The following is a 25,741-nucleotide window of genomic DNA, read 5'->3' as shown; positions in this document are numbered from 1 at the left end:
CTTCGCCTCTGCCGTGGTAAATCTACCCGCCGGTAGTTACCCCGGAATCCCCCTATGTCCCACCCTTCTGAAGGATCTACCGAGAAGCCGGGGACCCCAGCCCATGCGGTAGACACCCCGCGCGGCGGGCGCGGGCCGTACGCGGAAGGATGGGCGGCATGAGCGTGACTCTCTCCGATGCCCGTGTCGTCACTCCCGACGGCGTCCACGACGGCTGGCTCACCATCGAGGACGGCAGGATCACCCACATCGGGCGCGGGCAGGCGCCTCGCGACGGGCACGGCCTGGGCGGGCGCACGGTCGTCCCCGGCTTCGTGGACATCCACAGCCACGGCGGCGCGGGCGGGAGCTTCCCGGACGGCGACCCGGAGACCGCCGCCGAGGCCGCCGCTCTCCATCTGAGCCGCGGCTCGACCACCCTCGTGGCCAGCCTGGTCACCGCCGCGCCCGGCACGCTCGCCCGGGCCGCGTCGGTGCTCGCCGACCTGTGCGAGCAGGGTCTCGTCGCCGGCATCCACTTCGAGGGGCCGTACATCGCGAGGTCGCGCTGCGGCGCGCACGAGCCCACGCTGCTGCGCGAGCCCGACGTGGCGGAGTTCCGGGCGCTGGTGAAGGCCGGGCGGGGCCATGTCCGGATGCTGACGATCGCGCCGGAACTGCCGAGCGCGCTCGACGTGGTGAGGGAGGCCGTCGCCGAGGGCGTCGTCGCCGCGCTCGGCCACAGCGACGCCACCTACGAGCAGACGCTCGACGGCGTCGAGGCGGGCGCGACCGTGGCGACCCACCTCTACAACGCGTTGCCGCCGCTGGGCCACCGCGCGCCCGGGCCGGTCGCGGCGCTGCTGCAGGACGAGCGGGTGACGGTCGAACTGATCAACGACGGCGTCCACGTCCATCCGGCCATGCTGCGCCTGGCCATGGACGCCGCGGGCGCGGACCGCACCGCGCTGATCACCGACGCGATGGCGGCGGCGGGCATGGGCGACGGACGCTATCCGCTCGGCCCGATGACGGTGGACGTGAAGGACGGCGTGGCCCGCCTCGCCGAGGGAGGGGCGATCGCCGGGAGCACGCTCACCATGGACGTGGCGTTCCGCCGTACGGTGCGGGAGGTCGGGCGCTCGCTCGTGGACGCCGCCCGGATGGCCTCCCTCACCCCCGCCCGGGTCCTCGGCCTGGACGGCGAGACCGGCTCGATCACCGTCGGCAGATACGCCGACCTCGTCGTGCTCGACGAGGACCTGGGCGTCGCGGGTGTCATGAAGCGCGGCGTCTGGGTCCGCCGCCCCTGACCGAGCCCACCCCTGAACGCGGGGCCCCGGCCCTGGTCGAGTGTGGAGAAGCCGAGGGCCGGGCCGCTCTGCGGCCCGGCCCTCCCTGGCGACGGCTCAGCGCTGGGGCGGCGCGACGACGACCTCGACGCGCTGGAACTCCTTGAGGTCGGAGTATCCGGCCGTGGCCATCGTGCGCCGCAGCGCGCCGAGCAGGTTCATCGAGCCGTCGGCCAGCGACGACGGGCCGTGCAGGATCTCCCGCAGCGTGCCGATCGTGCCGAACTCGACCCGCTTGCCGCGCGGAAGCTCGGGGTGGTGGGCCTCCGAACCCCAGTGGAAGCCGCGGCCGGGGGCCTCGCTGGCCCGGGCGAGCGGGGAGCCCACCATCACGGCGTCGGCGCCGCAGGCGATGGCCTTGGCGATGTCGCCGGAGCCGCCCATGCCGCCGTCGGCGACGACGTGGACGTACCGGCCGCCCGACTCGTCCATGTAGTCGCGGCGGGCCGCCGCGACGTCGGAGATCGCGGTGGCCATCGGCACGACCACGCCGAGCACGTTGCGGGTGGTGTGCGAGGCGCCGCCGCCGAAGCCGACCAGCACGCCGGCCGCGCCGGTCCGCATGAGGTGCAGCGCGGCGGTGTACGTCGCGCAGCCGCCCACGATCACCGGGACGTCGAGTTCGTAGATGAACTGCTTGAGGTTGAGCGGCTCGGCCCGGCCGGACACGTGCTCGGCGGAGACGGTCGTGCCACGGATGACGAAGATGTCCACGCCCGCGTCGATGACGGCCTTGTGGTGCTGCACCGTCCGCTGGGGCGACAGCCGTACGGCGGTGGTGACGCCCCCGGCGCGGATCTCCTCGATCCGGCGGCCGATCAGCTCGTCCTTGATCGGCGCCGTGTAGATCTCCTGCAGCCGCCTGGTCGCGGCGGCCCGGTCGAGGGTGGCGACCTCCTCCAGCAGCGGCGCCGGGTCCTCGTAGCGGGTCCAGAGCCCTTCCAGGTCGAGCACGCCGAGGCCGCCCAGGCGGCCGATCTCGATCGCCGTCGCGGGCGACACGACGCTGTCCATCGGGCTCGCCACGAGCGGAGAGTCGAAGCGGTAGGCGTCGATCTGCCAGGAGATCGACACCTCCTCCGGGTCGCGGGTGCGCCGGGAGGGCACGATGCCGATCTCGTCCAGCGCGTAGCCCCGTCGCCCGCTCTTGCCGCGCCCGATCTCCTGTGTCATATCGCCTTTTCTTCCGTTTCTTCCGGTACTGGCCTATCGCCGATGGTAGTTCGGGGCCTCGACCGTCATCTGGATGTCATGCGGGTGGCTCTCCTTGAGCCCGGCCATCGTGATCGGCATGAGCTGCGCCTTCTCGTGCAGCTCCTCGATCGTCCGGGAGCCGGTGTACCACATGCCCTGCCGGAGGCCGCCGACGAGCTGGTGGGCCACCGCCGCGGCCGGGCCGCGGTAGGGCACCTGGCCCTCGATGCCCTCGGGGATGTACTTGTCCTCACCGGACACGTCGGCCTGCGCGTACCGGTCCTTGCTGAACGACGCGCCGCCGCGCTCGCGGTTGCGCACCGCGCCGAGCGAGCCCATGCCGCGGTACGACTTGAACTGCTTGCCGTTGATGAAGATCAGCTCGCCGGGTGACTCCTCGCAGCCGGCGAGCAGCGAGCCCAGCATGACCGTGTCGGCCCCGGCGGCCAGCGCCTTGGCGATGTCGCCCGAGTACTGCAGGCCGCCGTCGCCGATCACCGGGATGCCGGCCGGGCCGCAGGCCAGCGCCGCCTCGTAGATCGCGGTGAGCTGGGGCGCGCCCACACCCGCGACGACCCGGGTGGTGCAGATCGAGCCGGGCCCCACGCCCACCTTGACGGCGTCGGCGCCCGCGTCGACCAGCGCCTGCGCCCCCGCGCGGGTGGCCACGTTGCCGCCGATGACGTCGACCCGCCCGTTGTTGGCCTTGACCTTGGCGATCATGTCGCACACGCCGCGCGAGTGCCCGTGCGCCGTGTCGACGATGATGACGTCGGCGCCCGCCTCGATGAGAGCCATCGCGCGCTCCTCGGCGTCGCCCGCAACGCCCACCGCGGCGCCGACCATGAGGCGCCCGTCGGCGTCCTTGGTGGCGAGCGGGTACTGCTCGCTCTTGGTGAAGTCCTTGACCGTGATCAGGCCCTGGAGGCGGCCCGCCTCGTCCACGAGGGGGAGCTTCTCGACCTTGTTCTGCCGCAGCAGCCGGAAGGCCTCCTCGCGGTCGACGCCCACCGGAGCCGTCACCAGCGGCATCGGGGTCATGACGTCGCGCACGGCCTTGCCCTGGTCGCTCTCGAAGCGCATGTCGCGGTTGGTGACGATGCCCACGAGCACGCCGTCCGCGTCGGTGACCGGGACGCCGGAGATCCGGTAGGTCGCGCACAGCCGTTCGACGTCGGCGAGGGTGTCCTCGGGGGAGCAGGTGACGGGGTTGGTCACCATTCCCGCCTCCGACCGCTTGACCAGGTCGACCTGCTGCGCCTGCTCCTCGATGGAGAGGTTGCGGTGCAGTATGCCGATCCCGCCCTGCCGCGCCATGGCGACCGCCATGCGCGCCTCGGTGACCGTGTCCATCGCGGCCGAGACCAGCGGGATGCGCAGCGTGACGTTCCGGGACAGCCGGGTCGTCGTGTCGGCCTCGCCCGGCTGCAGGTCCGAATAGGCGGGAACGAGGAGCACGTCGTCGAACGTGAGTCCCGGTTCGGTGAACTTGGCCATCTGACTGCACCCTCCTGCCCTGGATCCCTCGCCAGACCCGAGGTCAGTCTAGTGGCCGCCCCAAACCGCACCGGGCACACCTGTCAAGGGGGACGGCACAAAAAGTGGGGGGACCGGATCCCGGTCCCCCCACTCAGGGCGCGTCCCGCCCGCCGCGCTCGTCGAGCCCCCCTCCGCGCCCGGCCGAGGCGGCGTTCCGGTTAACGCTGCGTTAAGGATGCGTCACGCAGCGTCCATGCGCAATGTCGCAAGTTGCAACTGCACAAAGATGCATTCCCCGCTATTTCGAAGATCCACCCGGAACAAATACAAACCATCGCATTCATACATAAACAATCGGGCGCGGTGATGCCGAATGTGCGAACGGAACGGACAACACGAAAAGGCCGGGCTATTCTCACGGCCCGAGGCGTGACGGGGATGTGAGCGGGGGGTTCGCGCTTCCGGCCAGTGCGACCACCGACGGAGCGAGCATGAGTACGACGGGAAACGCCACCCCGCGGACCGGCCCATTCGAAAGCCTCGGGCTCTCCCCCGGCCAGGCGGCCCTCTACGCGGCCGCGCTCCGCCTCCACCGGGCCACCCCGGCCGAGCTCGCCGAGGCCGTCGACCGGCCCGCCGCCGACGTGCTCGACGCCCTCGACGCCCTCGTACGGCTCGGCGCGGTCGACCGGTGGCGGGAGGAGGTCGTCGCGCGGCATCCCGCCGCCGTGATCGGGCGGCTGGTCACCGAGCGGCTGGACCGCATGGCGCGGGAGAGCCGGCGGCTCGACGAGATGATCGCGGCGGCCGGGCGCCTGACCCGCCACTACGACACCGGGCGCGACTGGCGGGGCGGGGGGTTGCCGGTCGAGCCGGTCAGCGGCGCCGACGCGCTCTACGAGAGCGTCATCGGCCACGCGCTGCAGGCGCCTCCCGCCGATCTGGTCATGGCGGTCCCGGACCACCGCACCGTGGTGCGCTTCGCCGACGCCCACAGCGCGCAGTGGATCCGGGCCGCCGCGGACGGCGTCGTGCGGCTGCGTGCGATCGTCCCGCACGCCGCTCTGTCGTCTCCCGCCGTACGGGAGATGTATGAACGGTTCACGGCGGCGGGGGCGAATCTGCGCGCGCTCGACGAGGTGCCGAGCTGGTTCCTCGCGCTCGGCGACGGCACCGTCTGGCTGCCCGCCCAGTGGGGCGTTCCCCTGCCCGACAACGCCTACAACTGCTGCGTCGTCCGCGCCCCGGCTGCTGCCGGAGCCCTGCGGGCGCTGTTCGGGGAGCTGTGGGCCCGGGCCGCCCCGATCTCCCCGCACAACGGCGCCCGGCAGGTGCTGCGACTCGCCGCGCAGGGGCTGTCCGACGACGCCGTCGCCCGCTGTCTCGGCGTGTCAGTACGCACGGTACGGGCCAGATTCGCCGAGGCGATGGCGGAGCTGGGCGCCCAGTCCCGCTTCCACGCGGGGGTCGAGGCGGCCCGCCGCGGCTGGCTGTGACCCGGCCGCGGACCCCGCCGCGAGGCACGCTGCCGGAGCGAAGGGCCTGACGAGCAGATGAGGCGCACTTTCGCTCCTGGAGGGGGCCGTGGTCATAAGGTGGGATGCGTGCTGGAAGACGTCCCCCGCGACCCGTTCGCGGATGACCCTGACGACCCCGCGGCGGAGCTCGGGTCGGCTGACGACGTGGAACCGCTGACGCTCGCCGAGCGCGACGAGGCACTGACCGATCTCGCCGACGTGGAGGTCTTCCGTTCCCTGCTCGAACCCCAGGGCGTGCTCGGGCTGGTCCTCGACTGCCCCGAGTGCGGCGAGCAGCACTACTTCGACTGGGACCTACTGCGCGGCAACCTGCGCCAGATGATCGACAACGGCCGGCCGCAGGTCCACGAGCCCGCCTTCCAGCCCGATCCGTCCGACTACGTGAGCTGGGAGTACGCCCGGGGCTACGTGGACGGCGTGATCGACACGGAGGAGAGCCGCTGACTGTCCACGTCGGCGACCAGGGCGCCGAGCAGCCGGAGGGCCGCGTCGGTCCCGCTCAGGGCCTCCCGGCGGGCGAGGGCGTCGAGGAGGGCGTCCGTCCGCGTTACGTCGCCCTCCATGTCGGCATCGCCGTACGACCCGGGAAGGCCCGCCGTACGACGACGTTTCATGGTCACGCAATCGACTCCAGCTCGGCCAGCTGCCGGAGCCTGGCGAGCGCACGATGCTGCGCGACCCGGACGGCACCAGGGGTCATGCCGAGTACATTACCCGTCTCCTCGGCGGAAAGGCCCGAGACGACCCGCAGGATGAGAAGCTCGCGCTGGGTGTCCGGAAGCCGGGCCAGCAGGTCCCGTGCGTGCTGCGCCTCGATGTAGCGCACGACGGTCTCCTCCGGCCCCGGGCCCTCGTCGGGCCCGTCCGGCAGGTCCTGCGTCGGCACCGCGGAGCGCACCGAACTGCGCAACGCGTCCGCCACCTTGTGCGAAGCGATGCCGAACACGAACGAGGCGAAGGGGCGGCCCATGTCGCGGTAGCGTGGCAGCGCCGACAGCACCGCGATGCACACCTCCTGCGCCACGTCGTCGGCGATGTGGTACTGACCGGAGACCCTCCCCAGCCGGGCCCTGCAGTACCGGACCACCATCGGGCGCAGTTGTCCCAGCAGTGATTCGATCGCGGTGCGATCTCCTTGTACGGCAAGGCTGGTCAGTTCCCTGAGGTCGGACTCATCCGATCTCGTCGCAAGCCTTACCCCAGTTGCGGCGTCGGCGACGCATCCCTCGGTCACGTTAGGCATGATGCCCGCCGCGATCGTTCATGTCGTCATGGTTAACGGCTACGGATTGGTCACATTGACGCGGCGATAACCCTTTGTAATCAATCGACCACGCGACCGTTGGAACATTCCAACCAGAATGACCAAAACGAGAGATATATACCGGATGCCTTGACAGGTAATAAGAAGTATGCGGCGTCTGCCTATTGCCGCGCGGCGCCTCCGGCACGTACGCCACCGGTATGGACCGCACCGGCCGGGCGCGCCCCCGCCGGGGAGCCGGCGCGTACGCCGCCGGTATAGACCGCGCCCCCTCTCGGGCGCCGGCCCTCATCGGAGGGTGGAGGAGACCACCCTGGGCGCACCGCCGGCGCCGAGGTAGAAGACGCCGGGGAAGCCGCGCGTCTCGAACTGCCCGCTGACGTTGCGGCGCAGCGTCGAGTGCTCGATGCGCAGCGTGCCGCTGCGGTCGTTGCTGACGAAGAACACCGCCCCGCCACCCTCGTTGGCGTGGTTGCCGGTCATCAGCGAGCCGGCGATCCGGATGGTGTACCTGTTGCCGTCCGCGTACACGGCCCCGCCGTTGCCGCCACCAGGGGTTCCGGCCTTGGCCGGGTTGGCGCCGCGTCCGACCGCCCGGTTCCCGATGAAGACGCTGTTGAGGATCTGCCAGGACACGCCGATGCCGCTCAGCGCTCCCCCGTTCGAGCACACGCCGTTCTCGAAGGTGCTGCCCGCGACGTACACCGGCAGGTCGTGCCACTGGTCGAGCACGCGGATCGCCGCGCCGCCGAGGTCGGGGCCGGTGCGGTCACAGCGGTTGCGGACGAACCGCGAGTTGACCACCGTGAGCCTGCCGCCGCGGGCGAAGACCGCGCCGCCACCGCCGCCGTCGGTCCTCTCGCCGGTGGAGTCGCCGTCGGCGAACGTCAGGTTCTGCAGGGTCAGCGCGGGTGTCCGCTGGTCGTCGCAGTGCGAGGTCGTCCACACCTGGGCCCGGTCACAGGTGTTCATGTAGAGGATGCGCCGTCTGCCCGCGCCGCTGAGCGTCACCTTCCCGCCGCCGTCGACGACGACGCGGGCGCTGGTGTTGCGGACCTTCGCCGTGGCGGTGAGCCTGATGGTCATCGGGCGGGGGCCGCAGGAGAAGGTGATGACGCCGCCGCGGGCGACGGCCCTGACGAAGGCCTGGGAGGTGCAGCTCGCGGGCGTGCCCCGGCCGACGACGGTGGTGGGGCGCGAGACGTCCGCGGGCCGCGCATCGGGCGGCACGGGCACCTTTCCTCTGAGGCTCCCCGCCTGCGTTCCCCCGAGACTCGCCGCCTGCGCCGGTACGGATTCCGCGACGGCGGGCGGAGCCGTCACCCCGGCCAGGGTCAGCCCGGCCAGCGTCACTCCGGCCAGCGTCACTCCGGCCAACGTCGCCCCGCGAATGGAGAGACCGGCACCCGGCACCAGCGCGGCGGCAAGAGTCCTGCGTCCGAATCGCACGCCGACGATCGTATTGACCCAGATTCGGCAGATAGGTGGTTTCGGGGAAACTCCCGGAGAAAGCGCGCGCCCCGCGGTCCACCCGTGAGGGCGGCGCGGGGCGCGGTTGCCGATTCGATCGGTCGACTCTGCCGAGCGGCTCCCGATCGATCGCCTTCGATCAGCGACCGTCGATCAAGCCGTCGATCAGTGGCCGTGACCGTGGCCGTGGCCGTGGCCGCCGCCGGCGGCCGGAGCCTCCTCCTCGGGCTTGTCCACGACGAGGGCCTCGGTGGTCAGCAGCATGCCGGCGATGGACGCGGCGTTCTGCACGGCCGAGCGGGTCACCTTGACGGGGTCGATGACGCCCTGGGCCACCAGGTCGCCGTACTCGCCGGTGGCGGCGTTCAGACCCTCGCCGGCGTTCAGCGCGGCGATCTTCGTCGTGACGACGTACCCCTCCAGGCCCGCGTTCTCGGCGATCCAGCGCGCCGGCTCGACCAGGGCCTTGCGGACGATCGAGACGCCGGTGGCCTCGTCGCCGGTCAGGCCGAGGTTGTCGAGCTCCTTGGACACGTGCACGAGCGCGGAGCCGCCACCGGAGACGATGCCCTCCTCGATCGCGGCGCGGGTCGCGGAGATCGCGTCCTCAAGGCGGTGCTTCTTCTCCTTCAGCTCCACCTCGGTCGCGGCGCCGACACGCAGCACGCAGACACCGCCGGCGAGCTTGGCGAGGCGCTCCTGGAGCTTCTCGCGGTCCCAGTCGGAGTCGGACTGCTCGATCGCGATCTTGATCTCGCGGATGCGGTCCTCGATCGCCTGGGCGTCACCGGCGCCGTCGACGACCGTGGTGGTGTCCTTGTTGACCACGACGCGGCGGGCCGTGCCGAGGACCTCCAGGCCCACGTGCTCCAGCTTCAGGCCGATCTCCTCGCTGACGACCTGGCCGCCCGTGAGGGTGGCGATGTCCTGCAGCATGGCCTTGCGGCGGTCGCCGAAGCCCGGAGCCTTGACGGCGACGGAGGTGAAGGTGCCGCGGATCTTGTTGGTCACCAGGACGGCCAGGGCCTCGCCCTCGACGTCCTCGGCGATGACCAGAAGCTGCCGCTTGGTCTGGGCGACCTTCTCCAGCAGCGGGAGGAAGTCCGCGATGGAGGAGATCTTGCCCTGGTGGATCAGGACGTACGGCTCCTCGAGCACCGACTCCATGCGCTCGGGGTCGGTGACCATGTAGTGCGACAGGTAGCCCTTGTCGAACTGGAGACCCTCGGTGAACTCCAGCTCCAGGCCCATCGCGTTGGACTCCTCGACGGTGATGACACCGTCCTTGCCCACCTTGTCGAAGGCCTCGGCGATCAAACCGCCGATCTTTGCGTCCTGCGCGGAGATCGTCGCGACGTTGGCGATCTCCTTCTTGTCCTCGACGTGGCGGGCGCTGCCGAGCAGCCGCTCGCTGACGGCCTGCGCGGCCTTGTCGATGCCGCGCTTGAGCGACAGCGGCTGCGCGCCGGCCGCCACGTTGCGCAGGCCCTCGCGGACCATGGCCTGGGCCAGGACGGTCGCGGTGGTGGTGCCGTCACCCGCGATGTCGTTGGTCTTGGTCGCCACCTCCTTGGCGAGCTGGGCGCCCAGGTTCTCGTACGGCTTCTCCAGCTCGACCTCGCGAGCGATGGTGACACCGTCGTTCGTGATCGTCGGGGCACCGAACTTCTTGTCGATGACGACGTTGCGGCCGCGCGGGCCGAGGGTCACCTTGACGGCGTCGGCGAGAGCGTTCACACCACGCTCGAGAGCGCGCCGCGCGTCCTCTTCGAACTCCAGGATCTTCGGCATTCAGGTCTCCTTGTGAGCACGTCGGAGCCCCGGGTACGTGGACCCGGGGCTCCTCATGGCTTGCGCGGCCTACTACTTCTCGATGATGGCGAGCACGTCGCGAGCCGAGAGCACCAGGTACTCCTCGCCGCCGTACTTGACCTCGGTGCCGCCGTACTTGCTGTAGAGGACGACGTCGCCCTCCTTGACGTCGAGCGGAATGCGCTTCTCGCCGTCCTCGTCCCAGTTGCCCGGGCCCACGGCGAGCACGCGGCCCTCCTGCGGCTTCTCCTTGGCGGTGTCCGGGATGACCAGGCCGGAGGCGGTGGTCTGCTCGGCCTCAAGCGGCTGGACCACGATGCGGTCGCCGAGCGGCTTAACGGGAACCTTGGTGGCGGTCGTCACGATCGGACCTCCCCTTCAGATTGCGATGAATGAGCTGAAGAGGCGACCAGCGGCCTGCCGTCGCGGGTGTCAGACCTGTCTCGTCGCTGTTGGCACTCTCAATGGCAGAGTGCCAACACGAAACAGTATGCAAGTGGCGCGTGACAGTCAACACGAACCCGCCCCGCAGGTCAGACCCACCTCCCGGCAACGCGTCCGAGAGCCCCCGTTCAGCCCTCCGCCGCCTGCGCGTCACCACCGCGACCCCCGGGCCCTACGGTGGCGACTCCGGCCCGCGGGCCGGTCAGGCGCGGGTGGCGTACGAACCGGAGCGGACCTCGTCGACGAGGCCGGGCCTGCTGGGGCTCCAGCCGAGGTCCTTCCTCGCGAGGTCGCCGCTCACCACCTGGCTCAGGGCGAGGCCCTCGGCGAACGGGCGGCCGAGCACCTCGCTCGCCTCGTCGATCGGCCACGGCACGGCCTTCCCGCTGCGGCCGGCGGCCGCGGCGGCGTCGGCGACGCTCACCGCCTCCTCGGCGACCGCGTGGAAGAGGCTGCCCGGCGCGGCCTTCTCGATCGCGAGCACGATCAGGTCCGCCAGGTCGTCCACGTGCACGGTCGACCAGGTCGGCGCCGGGCCGCCCGCGTGGACGTACCTGCCGTCCTCCCCGCCGGGGGCGGCGAGCAGGGCGGGGATTCCCGCGCCCCGGCCGTAGACGACGCCGGGCCGGACGACGACTCCGCCCCCGTCCAGCACGAGCCTCTCCACCCGCGGCCGGTAGCCGGACAGGGCGATCGGGTCCACCGGGGCGTTCTCGTCCGCCGCCTCGGTGGTGGCGCCGAGCACCCACACGCCGCTGATGTAGACCAGTCGCGCGCCGCCGCCGGCCAGCGCCTCGATCGCGGCGACGTCCACCGCCTCGTCCCCGACGGGGTTCGCGGCGTGGACGACGACGTCGATGTCGGAGGTCACCGCCTTCGCGAGCGTCTCGGGCTCATGGAGGTCGCCGTGGCGCACCTCGCCGGGCAGGGCGACCTCGCGCGGCTTCGGCCGGACCAGCGCCACCACGTCGTGCCCGTGCTCGGAGAGCCGCTCCGCGAGCGCCGACCCGATGTACCCCGTCGCGCCGAGAACCAGAACCTTCATCGTTTCACCTCTAAAATTTCGACGTCTGACTTTTCGATCGGAGGTTAGCTTAGGAGGGGTCGACATTTCAACGTCGAAGTAAGCGTTACGATGAGACGAGGAGGAGCGGCGGGTGGACCTTCGGCCGCGCGCATCATGGACGACAACCTCATGAACGGCACCACCAGGAACGACACTGTGAACGACGCCGTCGACCAGATCCTCAGCGGCTGGGCCCGGGTGCGTCCGGACGTGGACTGTTCGGCGATGGGCGTCGCCGGGCGGATCTCCCGGGCGTCCCGCCTGCTGGAGAAGGGCGTCAAGGAGCACTTCGCCCGGTACGACCTGGAGCCGTGGGAGTTCGACGTGCTCGCCACCCTTTTCCGCGCCAACTTCGAGCACCGGCTCTGCATGGGCGACCTCGCCGCAGCCGCGATGGTGAGCTCGGCGGCCCTCACCAACCGGGTGGACCGCCTCACCGCCAAGGGCCTGGTGCATCGGGAGGTCTCGCCGTCGAACCGCCGCATGGTCCTGATCACCCTCACGGACCGGGGCCACGCGATGGTCGACGAGTTGCTGGAGGGCCACGTGGCCAACGAGGACCGGCTGCTCGCCGGTCTCACTCCGGAGGACCGGGAGCAACTGTCCGGCCTGCTCTGCAAGCTGCTCGCCTCCCTCGGCGACGTACGCACCTGCTGATGAGCACCGGCCGCGGGCGATAGCGTCGCGAGCGTGGACCTGGAAGCCTTCCGCATGCTGCTCGCCCCCGCCGGACGCGGGGCCCTGGACGACGCCGTGAGAATCCTCGCCGACGGCGCGGACCCGGTGGCGGCCGCGAGCGCGCTGCGCCGATCCCACTCCCCCGAGCTCACCGCCGCGGCGCTCACCCAGGCGTCGCTGCGGCGGCGTGCCGAAGCGAAGTTCGGCGCCGACGCCGCCGTCATGTACTTCACCCCGCACGGACTCGAGCAGGCCACGCGGCCCGAGGTCGCCGCCCACCGCGCCGCCAGGATCGGCGCCGCCGGGATCGGCGCGGCCGGAGTGGGGCCGGGCGTGCTCGACGTCTGCTGCGGCATCGGCGGCGACCTGCTCGCGCTGGCCCGCGCGGGATGCGGGGTGGACGCGCTGGACCTCGACCCGCTGACCGTGGAGATCGCCCGTGCCAACGTGGCGGCGCTCGGCCTGTCCTCCCTGGTGACCGTGCGTACGGCGGACGCCGCGGCGGCCGGCCCGGCGGGGTACGACCTGCTGTTCGCCGACCCGGCCAGGAGGGGGGCGAGAGGACGGACGTTCGACCCGATGGCCTACTCCCCCGCGTGGCCGGTGGTGCTCGACCTGGTCGCCCGGGCTCGGGCCGCCTGCCTGAAGACGGCCCCCGGCATTCCGTACGAGTTCATCCCGGAGGGCGCCGAGGCCGAATGGGTGTCGTACCGGGGCGAGGTGAAGGAGGCGGCCATCTGGACCGGGATGGGCACGGGCGGCCGCCGCGCCACCCTGCTGCCCTCCGGCGCCACCCTCACGGCCTCGGGCGCGGAGGCGGAGACCGGGCCGGTGAGCCGGTATCTCTACGAGCCCGACGGCGCCGCCGTACGGGCGCACCTGGTCGCCGAGGTGGCGGCCCTCGTGTCGGGCCACCTCGTCGATCCGCGCATCGCCTACATCACCGGCGATCGCCTCGTGCCCACGCCGTGGGCGGCGTGTTACGAGGTCACCGACGTGATGCCGTTCTCGCTCAAACGGCTGCGCGCCGCGCTGCGCGAGCGGGGCGTCGGCACGGCGACGATCAAGAAACGCGGATCCGCGGTCGACGTCGAACGCCTGCGGAAGGACCTGCGGCTGTCCGGGAACGAGTCCGTGGTGATAGTGCTCACCCGGATCGAGGACCGGCCCTTCGCGCTGCTTTGTCAGCCTGTGACCAGCCAGAAAGGCTGAACTCCCGGCAATTCACCGGCAATCATCGCCTTTCTCAGTCCACGCCTGACGGCTGCGGGTCAGGGCCTAAAGTTGGCCGTCGGGCAGTGCCGCCTGCTCGTTCGTCTGCGCGAGACCGGGCTGAACCCACGTTTCGGCGAGCTGAAGGAGCATTCTCGGTGGAGCATTCCAGCCACAACCTCCTCCAGGCGGGCAGCCAGACCGCCATCTCCGACCGGATGCGCGAACTGCTCGCCCGGGCGGCCCAGGACCACGTCTACGAGCAGCGGACGCAGGGCGCCGCGCTCGACGACATCCGCCAGCGGCTTGAGGGCATGGAATGGCTGCTCCGCGAGGTGCGCGAGCGTGAGCTCGGCGGCCTCGGCGCGGCGCTGGAGGCGATCACGCAACGGCTCGACGACCTGGCGGCCCGGCCGCCGGCCTGGGCCGAAGGTCTCGCCCGGCACGTGGAACTGCTGCGCGGCCACGTGGAGGAGGCCGGCGGCCGGACGCAGGGGCTGGCCGACCGGATGACGGAGTTCGCGCACCGGCTCGGCAAGTTCCAGGGCGGCATGGAGGCGGCCGCCGGGCGCTTCACCCGGCTCGACAAGGCCCTCACCTCGCTCACCGAGCGGACCGAACGGCTGGAGGCCGTGGTGATCGAGCGGCTGGACGGCGTGACCGCCACCGTGGCCGGGCTGAGCGCCGGAGTGGGAGACGTCGCCGCGAGCGTGGACGAGACGAGCACGACCCTGGCGGGCATGAACGCCGACCTCACCCTCACGGCGGGGGCGGTGGCGCCGCTCGCGGAGGCGGTGCGGAGCAGGCCCGACCGCGAGCAGATCGCCGAGACCGTCTCGGACGCGGTCACCCGCGCCATGGAGCCCGCACACGGCGACGTGGCCCGCCGGCTGGCCGCGCTGGAGGAGACCATGCTGGCGCTCGCGGAGGTCCTGCTACGGCCCGCTCACAGCTCTGCTCACGGCCCCGCCCACGGTCACACCCGCGACCGCACCGACTGACCCCGCCGTCTCTCAGACGTGGACGACGGTGATCGGGAGGGACGAGTCGGCCGGGATCCGCAGCGTCGAGGGCGAGGCTCCGGCCGCGACCAGGTCGGCGCCGAGCGCCGCCACCATCGCGCCGTTGTCCGTGCACAGGCCCGGCCGCGGCACCCGCAGGCGCACCCCCGCCGCGTCGCAGCGCTCCTGGGCCAGCGCCCGCAGCCGCGAGTTGGCCGCCACGCCACCCCCGATCAGCAGGTCCTTCACGTCGTAGCGGGCACACGCCTGCAGCGCCTTACGGGTGAGCACGTCCACGACCGCCTCCTGGAAGGACGCGGCGACGTCGGCCACCGGCACCGGCTCGCCCGACGCCTCGCGGGCCTCGACCCACCGGGCGACGGCCGTCTTCAGGCCGGAGAAGGAGAAGTCGAGCGTGCCGTCGTCGTACTTGCCGCGCGGGAAGGCCATCGCCGAGCCCGAGCCCTCGCGGGCCGCCCGGTCGATGTACGGCCCGCCGGGGAACGGCAGTCCCAGCACCCGGGCCACCTTGTCGAACGCCTCGCCCGCCGCGTCGTCCACGGTCGAGCCGAGCGAGATCACGTCCTGCGCGACGTCCGGCACGAGGAGCAGCGAGGAGTGCCCGCCCGACACCAGCAGCGCGATCGCGGGCTTGGGCAGCGGTCCGTGTTCGAGCTGGTCGACGGCGACGTGCGCGGCGAGGTGGTTCACCCCGTAGAGCGGGACGCCGAGGCCCAGCGCGTACGCCTTGGCGGCGGCCACGCCGACCAGCAGCGCCCCCGCGAGACCCGGGCCCGCCGTCACGGCGACCGCGTCGATGTCGGAGAACCGCAGCCCGGCGGCGGTCAGCGCGCTCTCGACCGTCGGCGTCATCGCCTCCAGGTGCGCCCGTGAGGCCACCTCGGGCACCACCCCGCCGAACCGGGCGTGTTCGTCCATGCTGGAGGCGATGGTGTTGGCCAGCAGCGTGTGGCCGCGGACGATGCCCACGCCCGTCTCGTCGCAGGACGTCTCGATCCCCAGCACGATCGGCTCGTCGCGCCCCATAATGACCGCTCCCTTTATTTTTCCCCGCCCGCTCCGCAGTCCGGACACCGGCGCGCCTCGCCGGATCACTCGCTGGTCGCAAGGTCCTTCGTCATCGTGATGGCGTCCGTACCGTCCTCGTAGTAGCGCCTTCGCAGGCCGAGGCGGCGGAAGCCGAACCGCTCGTACATCGCCTGTGCCGGGGGGTTGTCCGCCCGCACCTCAAGGAACACCGAGGTCGCGCCGCGCCGCGCCGCCTCGGCGAGCAGCCCGTCCATCAGCGCGGCGCCGACGCCGGCGCGGCGGTGCGCGGCGAGGACGGCGATCGTCTGCACGTCCGCCTGGTCGGCCGCCACCGCGAGCCCGGCGTACCCCACGACGCGCCCGTCCACCTCGGCGACGAGGTAGTGCCGGGTGCGCGGCTGGTCGCGCAGCTCGCCCCGCATCATGGCCTCGCTCCAGGCGTCCGCCGGGAACGTGGTCCGCTCGATCTCCATGACGGCGGGCAGGTCCTCGGCGGTCATCTGACGCAGGACGGCCTCCGCCTGCCTCACGGCGTTCTCCCGGCGCGGGTCACGCCGTCACCCGCTTCGGCGCGCCGGGCACCTGCGCGTCGGGACGCCGCAGGTAGATGGGCCGCGGCGGGCCGAGCACGGAGAGCTCCCGCGCCTTCTCGACGGAGTCGACGCGCCCCTCGGGCACGCGGGCGATCTCGGCCGCCTCCTCCTCGCTCAGCGTGGCGAGGCGCCCGGCCGCCAGGGCCGCGAGCGCTCCGGCCGACGGGTGCAGCGGACCGCGTGTCCGGTCGGCGCCGATGACGTCCGCGTACATGGCGCCGCCCGCGCCGATCACCGGCAGTTCGCCGGGCAGGTCGTGCGGCCGGTCCACGCGCGGCCCGTCGAGCCGCGTGCGCGGGTCGCCGTACCGGGCCCAGAAGACCTCCTTGCGGCGCGCGTCGGTCGCGACCAGGAAGGGCCCGCTCTCCTCCACGGCGTACGCGAGGGCGTCGAGCGTGCACACCCCGAACGCCGGGACGCCCGCGGTCAGCGCCAGCGCCGTCGCCGTCATCAGGCCGACCCGCAGGCCGGTGTACGGCCCGGGCCCGGTCCCCGCGACGATGGCGGTGACGTCCCTGAGCGTCGCCCCTGACTCACTCAGGACCTGCTCGACGGCGGGCGCGAGAAGCTCCCCGTGCCGCCGCGCGTCGATCGTCGTCGACTCTGCCACCACTCGCTCGCCGTCGTGCAGCGCGGCGGTGACGGCGGGAGTGGCGGTGTCGAAGGCCAAGACAAGCACGAAGGTCAAGCGTAGTCGCTCTGCGCAGGCGCCCGGACACCCGTCAGGCGGAGCGGACCAGGGAGGCGTAGACGATGACGTTGTCGCGGTACTCGTGCTGTTTCCAGTCGAAGTCGCCGCCGCAGGTGATCAGGCGCAGGCCGTCCTCGGTGTAGACGCGCTCGGCCGGGAAGTCGTTCTTGGGCACGCGCTCCACGGAGTCCACGCGGTAGGAGGCGGTCTTGCCGTCGCTGCGCACCACCTTGACGACCGCGCCCTCACGCAGGTCGCGCAGGCGGTAGAAGACGGCGGGAGCGGTCTTGGTGTCCACATGGCCGATGATCACGGAGGCGCCGGGGTCGCCCGGCACGGCGCTGCCGGTGTACCAGCCCGCCGTGGCCGGCTTGTCGAACGGCGGCAGCTCCACGTCGCCCTCGTCGGAGAGGCCGAGCTTCATCAGCGGCGCCTTGAGGCGCAGCGCCGGGATGTCGATCCGCTTGGGGACGACGGAGGTCCTGACCTCCGCCTGGTCGCCCGTGTCCCCGCCCCCGGTGATCACGGCGAAGACGAGCCCGGTGACCACCCCGGCGACGATCACCCCCCGGGTGGACAGCGCCAACGTCAGGCTCCGGAGCGCCTGCGGGCCACCCCGACGCCGACGCCGAGCGCGGCCAGCAGCACGACGACGGTGACGCCCACCGGCGGGCCGGACGCGTCCTCGGGGCCTCCGACGGCCGTGCCGCCGCCGCCCGCGTGCGGGGCCCTGGTGGGAATCCTCGTGTGGTCCTCGGTGCGGTCGGGCTCGTCCTGCGGCGCGACGATCCGGAACGACGCCTCGCCGACGTCATTGGTGGCCTCGCAGCGGACCTGCACGCGGTATCCGCCCGGCTTCGCGCCGGACCGTACGGTGGCGCTGCCGGTCACCAGCGGCATGGCGGTGGCCGAGGCCGGGGTGCCGGACTTCGCCGGCGGCGGCACCAGCGTGACGAGCCCCGTGAACGCGTCGGAACGCGCGGTCGCGCGGTATTCGGGACCGCCCTCCGACAGGGGGCAGCGGGCGGTGACGCGGACGCTCCTGGTCGCGCCTCCGGTGATCCGCTTCGGCTCGATCGTCACCCGAACGTCCTGCCGCGCGATCGAGACGAGCGGCGTCGGCAGGGCCGGGGTCAGCGTCATGGTCGGTTCGGCCTGCACCGAGGCCTGCGCGGTGCAGCCCATCGCCCCGACCATGAGGGCTCCCGCGACGGCGACCTGCGTGACCCTGCTCAACGGCACACCTCTTCCACCCAGGTCCCTTACCCAGAAAATCCTGACCGATTCATGACCGAGGATCTTCCGTCGCCCCGATGATCCACAGGATCGCGGACGGGCGTCAAGGACTGCGCGGCGGACCGGTCTGAATCGTGCACGGGCGACGCCCGGCTTGTCCCCGGGCGTCCTTGTCGCACGTCAGAGTCTGGGTTGCGGTCGTTTGTGGCGAGAACGGCCGCGCTCGGCGGAGGCGGCTCAGGCGAGGGAGACGGCGGACCACCGCGGGCCCACGCCGGACAGCCGTACGAGCCGCTCCTCGCCCTCGTCGCCGCGCTCGATGTGGACCTCCAGGCGGTCCTCCGACAACCCCTCGACCAGGCCCTCGCCCCACTCGACCACGGTGACCGACTCCTCCAGCGAGGCGTCGAGATCGAGGTCGTCCACCTCGGGGAAGCCGCCGAGCCGGTAGGCGTCCACGTGCACCAGCGCCGGCCCGCCCGACAGGGACGGGTGGACCCTGGCGATCACGAAGGTGGGCGAGGTGATCGGCCCGCGCACCTTGAGGCCCTCCGCGAGGCCCTGCACCAGGGTGGTCTTCCCCGCGCCGAGCGGCCCGCTCAGCACGACCAGGTCTCCCGGCCCGAGCAGCGCGGACAGCCGCGCGCCCAGCGTCCGCGTCTCCTCGGCGGTCGCGGCCCGGAACTCGGCGGGCCGGATCCCATCGGCCCGGAATCCAGCGGCCCCGGACCCAGCGGTCCGGACCTCGTCGGCCTGGGACTCACCCGTGGTCACGCGTTCCCCCTCTCTGCTCGCTTCAGCAGCTCGCGCAGCGCCTCGTTCACGGCGTCGGGCCGTTCGAGCTGCACGAGATGCGAGGTCTCCGGCACCGTGGTGAGCTGCGCGGTCGGCACGGCGGCCGCGATCGCCCTGCTGTGGTCGAGCGGCGTCAGCCAGTCGCGGTCACCGACGATTATGGCGGTCGGCACCTTGTTCAGCACGTCGAGCGCGGTCAGCTTGTCGTGCGACATGAGCGCCGGATAGAAGTCCGCGATCACCTCGGAGGGCGTGGCCCGGATCATCGACTCGACGAAGTCCACGACGGTCGGGCTGACGCTCCTGGAGTCGCCGAACGCGAGGTGGCGCAGCGCGAGGAACGACAGGTCGGTGCCGGCCTGCCGGCCGCGGTCGACGAGCGCGCCGCTCCGGCGCATGACCGAGACGGCGGGCGGCACCGCGAGGTTGACCATCTTGGAGACCAGGGCGGGCAGGCCCAGGGTGAGCTCGGCGAGCTTGCCGGCCGAGGTCGCGATCAGCGACACACCGCGGATCTTGTCGCCGAACAGCTCCGGCTGCCGCTCCGCCAGGGCCATGATCGTCATGCCGCCCATCGAGTGGCCGACCACCACGCAGGGCCCGGGGACGAGCTCGTCGAGCACCAGCGCGAGGTCCTCGCCGAGCCGCTCGATCGTGCAGTCGCTCGCGGGCGCGCGGGCCGACAGCCCGTGGCAGCGCTGGTCCCACATCACCAGGCGGTAGGAGTCGCGCAGGACGCGCCGCTGGTAGTGCCAGGAGTCGGAGGACAGGCAGTAGCCGTGGCACAGCACCACGGTCAGCGGTGCGTCCTCCACACCGTCGATCTCGGCGTGGATCTGGACACCGTCGGAGGTGGTGAGCGTCACCGGCCGTCCGCGCAGCTCGCCGAAGGGCTCGCCCGCCTCCAGGTCGGGCCGTAGGCGGATGCGGCCCACGGCGTACCTCTTGGCGAGCGTGGCCGCCGCCACCCCCGCCGACGCCGCGCCGAAGACCGCGCCGGCGATCCCGACCTTGCGACGTGTGCTCATGCCTGCCCTCCTCGCAGCCGCATGCTCAGCGTCCGTCCGTGTGGACGCGAGGCACGCGGGATCCGATCCTCGTCACGATCTCATGAGTAATCGTGCCCAGGGAATCCGCCCACTCCTGACAAGTCGGCTCACCGTCGTCGCCGGGGCCGAAAAGGATCACTTCGTCCCCCGATTCCGCCGCGTCGTCGCCGAGGTCGATGACGAACTGGTCCATGCACACCCGGCCGGCGATTCGCCGCCGCCGGCCCGCCGCGAGTACCTCCGCCCGGTTGGTCCCGTTTCGCAGGATGCCGTCCGCATACCCGAGAGGAACGAGGCCAAGCGTGGTCCACCGGTCGGTGACGTACAGGTGCCCGTACGACACGCCCGTCCCGGGGGTGACCCGCTTCACGCTCGCGAGCCTGGCCGTGAGGGTCATCGCGGGCCGGAGCCCGAAGTCGCCCAGCTCGGGGATCGGGCTCAGCCCGTAGATCGCGATGCCGGGGCGGACCATGTCGTACCTCGCCTGCGGCAGCGTGACGGCCGCGGCGGAGTTGGCGATGTGCCGGACGGCGTCGCCCGGCACCCCGGCCTTGTCCGCGACGGCGAGCGCCTCGTCGAACGCGGCGAGCTGGGCGTCGACGGAGGGATGGCCGGGGATGTCCGCGCACGCGAGGTGCGACCAGACGCCCGCGATCTCGACGGCGCCGCTCGCCCGCGCGGCGAGGGCGTGCTCGACCAGCCATGGCCAGTCGGCGACGGTGGCGCCGCCCCGGGAGATGCCGGTGTCGATCTTCAGGTGCACCCGGGCGGTGCGCCCCGTCCGGCGGGCGGCCGCGACGATCTCGTCCACGACCCAGGGGGCGCCGGCGGACAGGTCGACGTCCGCGAGCAGCGCCGCGTCCAGCGGCTCGCCCGGTGTGATGAGCCACGACATGACCGGCGCCGTGATCCCCGCCTCGCGCAGCGCCAGCGCCTCGCGCACGAAGGCGGTGCCGAGCCGGGCCGCGCCCGCCTCCAGGCACGCCTCCGCGACCGGCACCAGGCCGTGCCCGTACGCGTCGGCCTTGACCACGGCCATCATCTCGGCGCCGCCCGCACGCTCGGCCAGCAGCCGCACGTTGTGCCTGATCGCGGACAGATCGACCCGTGCCTCAGCCGGGGTGGCCGCACCCGCCGTCGAGAAGCTCATTTTCCCAGTGTGTCAGGTGGACCCGGGTGGATGCGCCGATGGACACCGCACGTCAGAGCATGCGCAGGGCCTCGGGGATCGCCTCGGCGACGTCGAGGGCGGCGATCGGAGCCTCCCCGCGCCTCCCGTCGCCTCCGCCGTATCCGCCCGCGGCGCCGCCCCTGGCGGCGATGCGCGCGGCCAGGCCGTGGACGTACGCGCCGCACGAGGCCGCGTCGTATCCGGACAGGCCGGCGGCGAGCAGGGCGCCCGTGATCCCGGACAGGACGTCGCCGGTGCCGCCTGTGGCGAGCCAGGGCGTCCCGGTGGTGTTGACCCGCACCGGCCGGTGCTCCTCCGCGACGAGGGTGGTGGAGCCCTTCAGCAGCACCGTCGCCCCCAGCTCCGCGGCGGCCCGCCGCACGTGGTCGAGCCGCGCGGCCTCGATGCGCTCCCTCGGCACGCCGAGCAGCCGCGACAGCTCGCCGGCGTGCGGCGTCAGCACCGTGGGGGCGGTCCTGCGCAGCAGCGTCCGGTCCTTGGCGACCAGCGTGAGCCCGTCGGCGTCCACCAGCACCGGCACGTCGGCCGCGAGCACGGCGCGGGCCACGGCGTGCGCCTCAGGGCCGGTGCCGAGCCCGGGCCCGAGCACCCACGCCTGCACCCTGCCCACCTCGTCCAGCAGGCCCTCCGGCGCCGAGGGGTCCAGCACGGTCGTGACCGCCTCGGGCCAGCGGGCCCTGACCAGCCGCACCGGCTCGGCCGTGCTCGCGAAGCGGACCATGCCCGCGCCGGCACGCACCGCGCCGCCGGCCGAGAGCACGGCGGCTCCCGTGTACGTGTCGCTGCCCGCGGCGATCCCGACGACCCCCCGGCGGTACTTGTCGCTCTCCGCGCCCGGCCGGGGCAGCAGACCGGCCACGTCGTCGGCGGTCGGCGCGGCCACCTCGGGGTCCGGCAGGTGCGGCCCGAGGCCGATGTCCACGAGCTCGACCGATCCCGCGTGGGAGGCACCCGGATCGACGAGCAGACCGGCCTTGTAGGCCCCGAACGTCACCGTCAGGTGTGCGCGGACCGCCGGTCCCTCGACCCGTCCGCTGCTCGCGTCCACCCCGCTCGGCACGTCGACCGCCACGACGAGACCGGCGGCCCCGGCGGTCAGCTCGGCGAGCGTGCCGTACGGCTCCCGCAGCGCCCCGCCGCCCCCGATGCCGACGAGGCCGTCGAGCACGATGTCGGCCCGCGCGAGCAGGTCACCGGCCCGCGCGGCGTCGAAGGGGCGCGCCCGGCCGCCGGCCGCGAGCAGCGCGGCGAGGCCGCCCTCGTGGGCGCGTGAGCCGGCCAGCACGGCCTCCACCCGGGCTCCCCTGCTCGCCAGGCGGGCCCCGGCGTACAGGGTGTCGCCGCCGTTGTCCCCACCGCCGGCCAGCAGCGCCACGTGGGAGCCGTACACCCGGCCGCGCACGCCCTGGAGCAGGTTGGCGCAGACCATGGCGAGCCCGGCGGCGGCCCGGCTCATGAGGGTCCCCTCGGGGAGCCCCGCCATCAGCGCCGTCTCGGCGGTCCGGATCTGGTCGGAGGTGTAGGCGGTCCGCATGCGTCCGACCGTAGCCTCCCGCGACCCCGATCGCGATCACCGGGCGAGCCACCGCACGCCCGGGACGGCGGGCACGGACAGGGGGACGGGCCGCCACCGCACGGGCGGCGGTCTCTCAGACGGTCAGGCCATGCCGCTCGGCCCATGCGCCGATCGCCGCGGCGATGGCCTCGGGCCGGTCCTCCGGCGCGTGATGGCCGGCCGGGCCGCAGTGCTCGACCTCCAGCCCCGCGATGTTCTCCGCACACCACGCGGCCGTCTCCGGCCCGATGAGCAGGGTCGGGGAGGAGTCGAAGGTGAGCAGCAGCTTGGGGACGTCGTGGCTGCTCGCGAGCCACCCTCCGTACTTCTCGACGCGCTCGGCGACGTCGGCCGGCTCGCCGTCGAGCGGCATCGAGCGCGCCCACTCCAGCAGCGGGCGGCGGCTCTCCCGCGTGGGATAGGGCTCCAGGTAGGGCCGCATCTCCTCCACGTCGAGGGGCGTCAGCACTCCTCCGGTGAAGGCGGTCTCCACCAAGAAGTTCCGGTCGAGCACCAGCGACTCGCCCCCGGGGCCGCGGATGGTCTCCGCGCGGGCGCGGGGCGCCTCGCCGAGCTCGCTCCACGACATCGGCCGCACGATCGTCTCGAAGAAGGCGACGCCGCGGACGCGGCCAGGGTGGCGGGCCGCCCAGTCGAAGGCGAGCGACCCACCCCAGTCGTGCCCGACGAGGATCACGTCCTCCAGCCCCAGCCGCTCGAACCACGCGTCGAGGTAACGGGCGTGGTCCGCGAACCGGTACGGCACAGCGGGCTTGCCCGAGCGGCCCATGCCGATGAGGTCGGGGGCGAGCAGGCGGGCGCCGGCGCGGATCCGGGGCAGGACCTCGCGCCACAGGTGGGACGAGGAGGGGTTGCCGTGCAGGAAGACGACGGGAGCACCACTGCCGGTCTCCTCGAAGTACATCTCCGAATCGAGCACCTTGATCGAAGGCATGGAGATCCTCAGGCTTCGTTCGTCTGACTAACGTTAGTTACACGAACAGATTAAACCGTTAGTCGGACTAACACAATCGGTAGGATGGCCGCATGAGCAGCAGCGAGCCCGATCCGGCCTCCCCCACGGCCCCGCCCATGGACGGGAGGACCGGACCCGCCCGGTTGCGGAGCCTGCCGACCCGCCTTCTGTCGCTGGCGGCGACGCACTCGGACCGGCTCGTCAACGAAGGGCTCGCCGCCGCCGACGCCCGCAAGTGGCACTACGCCGTGCTCGCGACGCTGGAGGAGTCCGGCCCGGCCAGCCAGGCCGAACTGAGCCGCCGCACCGGCATCTACCGCAGCGACCTGGTCGCCGTCATCAACGAACTGACCGATCGGGGCCTGGTGGAGCGTGCGCCGGACCCCGGCGACCGGCGCCGCAACGTCATCACGGTGACCGAGCGGGGACGCGCCCGCTTCGTCCGGCTCGACGAGCTGATCACCGAACTCGAAGACGTGGTGCTGGCCCCTCTCAGCCGGCCCGAACGCGACCAGCTCGCCGGGCTGCTCGCCCGTCTGGTGGACCACCACGGGCGCCGGGACGGGTGACGGAGCCGCGAGAGGCCTCAGGCTCCCGCTCAGGGCTCCTGTTCAGGACCTCCGCTCGGCGCAACCGCTCGGCACAACCGCTCAAAACTCCTGGGCATTGCTCCCGGCCGGGGCTTCGCGCGCCTGGCTTCCGCGGGGCTCGCGCTCAGGACTCGGCGATCACGTAGGCGACGGCCATGCCGCCGTCGTGCGACAGGGAGACGTGCCAGCGGCGCACGCCGAGGCCGCGCGCCACTTCGGCGGCCCTGCCGGTGAGCCGCACCTCGGGACGGCCGTGCGCGCCGCGCACCACCTCCGCGTCCAGGTGCCCCAGGCCCGGCGGTCCTCCGAGCGCCTTGGCGACCGCCTCCTTGGCGGCGAACCGCGCCGCCAGCGACTCCGGCGGCAGGACGGCCTCGGCCTCGGTGAACAGGCGGCGCCGCAGGCCGGGCGTACGATCCAGCGCCGCGCGCAGACGCGCGACGTCGACCACGTCCACCCCGATGCCCACGATCACCCCGCCAGCGTACGGGGCATCGTTCTTTCCCCGTCACGCGCGAAAGTAATCCATCGATTTTTGTCCACAGCCTGTGCACGACCCCGCGCGGACGCGGTGCACGGCCGTGGCTACGCTTGCCGACGTGGCAGATGGGGACCCGTACGTCGAGCTCAGCCGGGAGCAATGGCGTGACCTGCGCAGGAACACTCCGCTCACGCTCACCGAGGCGGAGCTGCGGGAGCTGCGCGGCGTCCACGACCCGATCGACCTGTCCGAGGTCACCGACGTGTACCTGCCGCTCACCCGGCTGCTCAACCTGCACTTCACCGGTTCGCGGCAGCGCGGCGCCGCCGTCGGCGCGTTCCTCGGCGAGCACGACGCGCCCCCGCCGTACGTGCTGGGCATCGCCGGCAGCGTCGCGGTCGGCAAGTCGACCACGGCGCGGCTGCTGCACGCGCTGCTCGCCCGCTGGCCCGAGCACCCCCGCGTCGACCTGATCACCACCGACAGCTTCCTCCACCCCAACAAGGTGCTGGAGGAGCGCGGCATCATGCACCGCAAGGGCTTCCCGGAGAGCTACGACCGGCGGGCGCTGGTGGGCTTCGTGGCCGACGTGAAGGCGGGCCGTCCCTCGGTCGAGGCGCCCGTCTACAGCCACCTGGAGTACGACATCGTGCCCGGCGCGACCCACATCGTGGACCGGCCGGACATCCTGATCGTGGAGGGGCTCAACGTCCTGCAGCCCGCGCCGCCGGACGCCCTCGCCGTCTACGACTACTTCGACTTCTCCATCTACGTGGACGCCCGGATGGAGGACATCCGCACCTGGTACGTCGAGCGCTTCCACAAACTGCGCCGTACGGCCTTCGCCGACCCGAAGTCCTACTTCCGGCACATCGCGGCGCTCTCGCACGAGGAGGCGACCACGTTCGCCGAGAACGTCTGGCGGGACATCAACGAGCGCAACCTGGTGGAGAACATCGCGCCGACGCGCGAGCGGGCCGGCCTGATCCTCCACAAGGGCTCCGACCACTCGGTCACCCACGTACGGCTCCGCCGTACCTGATA

The 25,741-nt window shown here is 72.5% G+C and carries 27 protein-coding genes; 8 read left to right on the top strand and 19 right to left on the bottom strand.

Annotated elements, in window-relative coordinates:
- Nucleotides 1-158: 158 nt before the first annotated feature.
- Nucleotides 159-1,292: an N-acetylglucosamine-6-phosphate deacetylase gene (gene nagA, locus HHX40_RS05525; RefSeq protein ID WP_182879649.1), complete on the top strand. Its 1,134-nt coding sequence runs from the start codon at nucleotides 159-161 to the stop codon at nucleotides 1,290-1,292.
- A gap of 96 nt (nucleotides 1,293-1,388) precedes the next feature.
- On the opposite strand, the gene HHX40_RS05520 is transcribed toward nagA, so the two are convergent.
- Nucleotides 1,389-2,504, bottom strand: coding sequence for a GuaB3 family IMP dehydrogenase-related protein (locus HHX40_RS05520; RefSeq protein WP_138460483.1), 1,116 nt, complete (start codon nucleotides 2,502-2,504; stop codon nucleotides 1,389-1,391).
- Nucleotides 2,505-2,537: 33 nt separating this feature from the next.
- Nucleotides 2,538-4,022, bottom strand: a complete 1,485-nt coding sequence (gene guaB / locus HHX40_RS05515) for an IMP dehydrogenase (protein ID WP_182874060.1) — start codon at nucleotides 4,020-4,022, stop codon at nucleotides 2,538-2,540.
- Between the two features lie 473 nt (nucleotides 4,023-4,495).
- Here guaB and HHX40_RS05510 point away from each other — a divergent pair, with 473 nt between their 5' ends.
- Together HHX40_RS05510 and HHX40_RS05505 are read left to right on the top strand one after the other, a co-directional pair.
- A complete protein-coding gene (locus tag HHX40_RS05510; RefSeq protein ID WP_182879648.1) occupies nucleotides 4,496-5,500 on the top strand; it encodes a helix-turn-helix transcriptional regulator in 1,005 nt (334 codons plus the stop codon).
- A gap of 108 nt (nucleotides 5,501-5,608) precedes the next feature.
- Nucleotides 5,609-5,986: a DUF5319 family protein gene (locus HHX40_RS05505; protein ID WP_111699860.1), complete on the top strand. Its 378-nt coding sequence runs from the start codon at nucleotides 5,609-5,611 to the stop codon at nucleotides 5,984-5,986.
- On the opposite strand, the gene HHX40_RS05500 is transcribed toward HHX40_RS05505, so the two are convergent.
- The 6 genes from HHX40_RS05500 to HHX40_RS05475 form a co-directional block, all read right to left on the bottom strand.
- On the bottom strand, nucleotides 5,947-6,162 hold the full coding sequence (locus HHX40_RS05500) for a hypothetical protein (protein ID WP_117408103.1): 216 nt from the start codon (nucleotides 6,160-6,162) through the stop codon (nucleotides 5,947-5,949). The genes HHX40_RS05505 and HHX40_RS05500 overlap by 40 nt on opposite strands.
- The gene (locus HHX40_RS05495; RefSeq protein ID WP_111699861.1) at nucleotides 6,159-6,785 is read right to left on the bottom strand and encodes a sigma-70 family RNA polymerase sigma factor; all 627 of its coding nucleotides are present in this window, start codon (nucleotides 6,783-6,785) and stop codon (nucleotides 6,159-6,161) included. The genes HHX40_RS05500 and HHX40_RS05495 overlap by 4 nt, the downstream gene beginning before the upstream one ends.
- A 309-nt stretch (nucleotides 6,786-7,094) precedes the next feature.
- Nucleotides 7,095-8,255: a hypothetical protein gene (locus tag HHX40_RS05490; protein ID WP_220498731.1), complete on the bottom strand. Its 1,161-nt coding sequence runs from the start codon at nucleotides 8,253-8,255 to the stop codon at nucleotides 7,095-7,097.
- Nucleotides 8,256-8,441: 186 nt separating this feature from the next.
- Nucleotides 8,442-10,067, bottom strand: a complete 1,626-nt coding sequence (gene groL / locus HHX40_RS05485; RefSeq protein WP_182879647.1) for a chaperonin GroEL — start codon at nucleotides 10,065-10,067, stop codon at nucleotides 8,442-8,444.
- Between the two features lie 72 nt (nucleotides 10,068-10,139).
- Entirely contained in the window at nucleotides 10,140-10,454 is a 315-nt protein-coding gene (gene groES, locus HHX40_RS05480) for a co-chaperone GroES (RefSeq protein WP_111699864.1), read from the bottom strand.
- Between the two features lie 280 nt (nucleotides 10,455-10,734).
- Nucleotides 10,735-11,577 carry an NAD-dependent epimerase/dehydratase family protein gene (locus tag HHX40_RS05475; RefSeq protein ID WP_182879646.1) on the bottom strand — a complete coding sequence of 281 codons (843 nt, stop codon included), beginning with the start codon at nucleotides 11,575-11,577 and terminating at the stop codon, nucleotides 10,735-10,737.
- A 90-nt stretch (nucleotides 11,578-11,667) separates the two neighbouring features.
- Between HHX40_RS05475 and HHX40_RS05470 the strand changes: the two genes are divergently transcribed.
- The 3 genes from HHX40_RS05470 to HHX40_RS05460 all read left to right on the top strand — a co-directional run bounded on the left by HHX40_RS05470 (nucleotide 11,668) and on the right by HHX40_RS05460 (nucleotide 14,489).
- Nucleotides 11,668-12,255, top strand: a complete 588-nt coding sequence (locus HHX40_RS05470; RefSeq protein ID WP_259403293.1) for a MarR family winged helix-turn-helix transcriptional regulator — start codon at nucleotides 11,668-11,670, stop codon at nucleotides 12,253-12,255.
- A gap of 33 nt (nucleotides 12,256-12,288) precedes the next feature.
- Complete coding sequence (locus HHX40_RS05465) at nucleotides 12,289-13,488, top strand: class I SAM-dependent methyltransferase (protein WP_310737952.1); 1,200 nt, start codon at nucleotides 12,289-12,291, stop codon at nucleotides 13,486-13,488.
- 158 nt (nucleotides 13,489-13,646) lie between these two features.
- Nucleotides 13,647-14,489, top strand: coding sequence for a hypothetical protein (locus HHX40_RS05460; protein WP_182879645.1), 843 nt, complete (start codon nucleotides 13,647-13,649; stop codon nucleotides 14,487-14,489).
- A 12-nt stretch (nucleotides 14,490-14,501) separates the two neighbouring features.
- Here HHX40_RS05460 and tsaD read toward each other — a convergent pair whose 3' ends face one another.
- The 10 genes from tsaD to HHX40_RS05410 all read right to left on the bottom strand — a co-directional run bounded on the left by tsaD (nucleotide 14,502) and on the right by HHX40_RS05410 (nucleotide 23,605).
- Nucleotides 14,502-15,536 (bottom strand): tRNA (adenosine(37)-N6)-threonylcarbamoyltransferase complex transferase subunit TsaD, encoded by a 1,035-nt coding sequence (gene tsaD / locus HHX40_RS05455; RefSeq protein ID WP_138460488.1) that lies wholly within the window; start codon nucleotides 15,534-15,536, stop codon nucleotides 14,502-14,504.
- 65 nt (nucleotides 15,537-15,601) lie between these two features.
- Nucleotides 15,602-16,069, bottom strand: coding sequence for a ribosomal protein S18-alanine N-acetyltransferase (gene rimI, locus HHX40_RS05450; RefSeq protein WP_396699482.1), 468 nt, complete (start codon nucleotides 16,067-16,069; stop codon nucleotides 15,602-15,604).
- A 19-nt stretch (nucleotides 16,070-16,088) separates the two neighbouring features.
- Entirely contained in the window at nucleotides 16,089-16,811 is a 723-nt protein-coding gene (tsaB, locus tag HHX40_RS05445; RefSeq protein WP_111699975.1) for a tRNA (adenosine(37)-N6)-threonylcarbamoyltransferase complex dimerization subunit type 1 TsaB, read from the bottom strand.
- Between the two features lie 43 nt (nucleotides 16,812-16,854).
- The gene (locus tag HHX40_RS05440; RefSeq protein ID WP_111699868.1) at nucleotides 16,855-17,409 is read right to left on the bottom strand and encodes a class F sortase; all 555 of its coding nucleotides are present in this window, start codon (nucleotides 17,407-17,409) and stop codon (nucleotides 16,855-16,857) included.
- A 2-nt stretch (nucleotides 17,410-17,411) separates the two neighbouring features.
- Complete coding sequence (locus HHX40_RS05435) at nucleotides 17,412-18,059, bottom strand: hypothetical protein (protein WP_182879644.1); 648 nt, start codon at nucleotides 18,057-18,059, stop codon at nucleotides 17,412-17,414.
- Between the two features lie 237 nt (nucleotides 18,060-18,296).
- Nucleotides 18,297-18,758 (bottom strand): tRNA (adenosine(37)-N6)-threonylcarbamoyltransferase complex ATPase subunit type 1 TsaE, encoded by a 462-nt coding sequence (gene tsaE, locus HHX40_RS05430; RefSeq protein ID WP_182879943.1) that lies wholly within the window; start codon nucleotides 18,756-18,758, stop codon nucleotides 18,297-18,299.
- Nucleotides 18,759-18,829: 71 nt separating this feature from the next.
- The gene (locus HHX40_RS05425) at nucleotides 18,830-19,882 is read right to left on the bottom strand and encodes an alpha/beta fold hydrolase (RefSeq protein ID WP_182879643.1); all 1,053 of its coding nucleotides are present in this window, start codon (nucleotides 19,880-19,882) and stop codon (nucleotides 18,830-18,832) included.
- Between the two features lie 25 nt (nucleotides 19,883-19,907).
- On the bottom strand, nucleotides 19,908-21,053 hold the full coding sequence (gene alr / locus HHX40_RS05420; RefSeq protein WP_182879642.1) for an alanine racemase: 1,146 nt from the start codon (nucleotides 21,051-21,053) through the stop codon (nucleotides 19,908-19,910).
- Nucleotides 21,054-21,105: 52 nt separating this feature from the next.
- A complete protein-coding gene (locus HHX40_RS05415; RefSeq protein ID WP_182879641.1) occupies nucleotides 21,106-22,629 on the bottom strand; it encodes an NAD(P)H-hydrate dehydratase in 1,524 nt (507 codons plus the stop codon).
- A 115-nt stretch (nucleotides 22,630-22,744) separates the two neighbouring features.
- Nucleotides 22,745-23,605 carry a haloalkane dehalogenase gene (locus HHX40_RS05410; protein WP_182879640.1) on the bottom strand — a complete coding sequence of 287 codons (861 nt, stop codon included), beginning with the start codon at nucleotides 23,603-23,605 and terminating at the stop codon, nucleotides 22,745-22,747.
- Between the two features lie 92 nt (nucleotides 23,606-23,697).
- Between HHX40_RS05410 and HHX40_RS05405 the strand changes: the two genes are divergently transcribed.
- Nucleotides 23,698-24,195 (top strand): MarR family winged helix-turn-helix transcriptional regulator, encoded by a 498-nt coding sequence (locus tag HHX40_RS05405; protein WP_182879639.1) that lies wholly within the window; start codon nucleotides 23,698-23,700, stop codon nucleotides 24,193-24,195.
- 145 nt (nucleotides 24,196-24,340) lie between these two features.
- Here HHX40_RS05405 and HHX40_RS05400 read toward each other — a convergent pair whose 3' ends face one another.
- Nucleotides 24,341-24,691, bottom strand: coding sequence for a holo-ACP synthase (locus tag HHX40_RS05400; RefSeq protein WP_182879638.1), 351 nt, complete (start codon nucleotides 24,689-24,691; stop codon nucleotides 24,341-24,343).
- A 124-nt stretch (nucleotides 24,692-24,815) separates the two neighbouring features.
- Here HHX40_RS05400 and coaA point away from each other — a divergent pair, with 124 nt between their 5' ends.
- The gene (gene coaA, locus HHX40_RS05395) at nucleotides 24,816-25,739 is read left to right on the top strand and encodes a type I pantothenate kinase (protein ID WP_310737950.1); all 924 of its coding nucleotides are present in this window, start codon (nucleotides 24,816-24,818) and stop codon (nucleotides 25,737-25,739) included.
- Nucleotides 25,740-25,741: the final 2 nt, after the last annotated feature.

Origin of the sequence: Microbispora sp. H10949 (genome assembly GCF_014161435.1) — a bacterium.
Classification (GTDB): domain Bacteria; phylum Actinomycetota; class Actinomycetes; order Streptosporangiales; family Streptosporangiaceae; genus Microbispora; species Microbispora triticiradicis.
The sequence above is the reverse complement of the archived record's forward strand: the minus strand, read 5'-3'. Positions and strand labels throughout refer to the sequence as shown.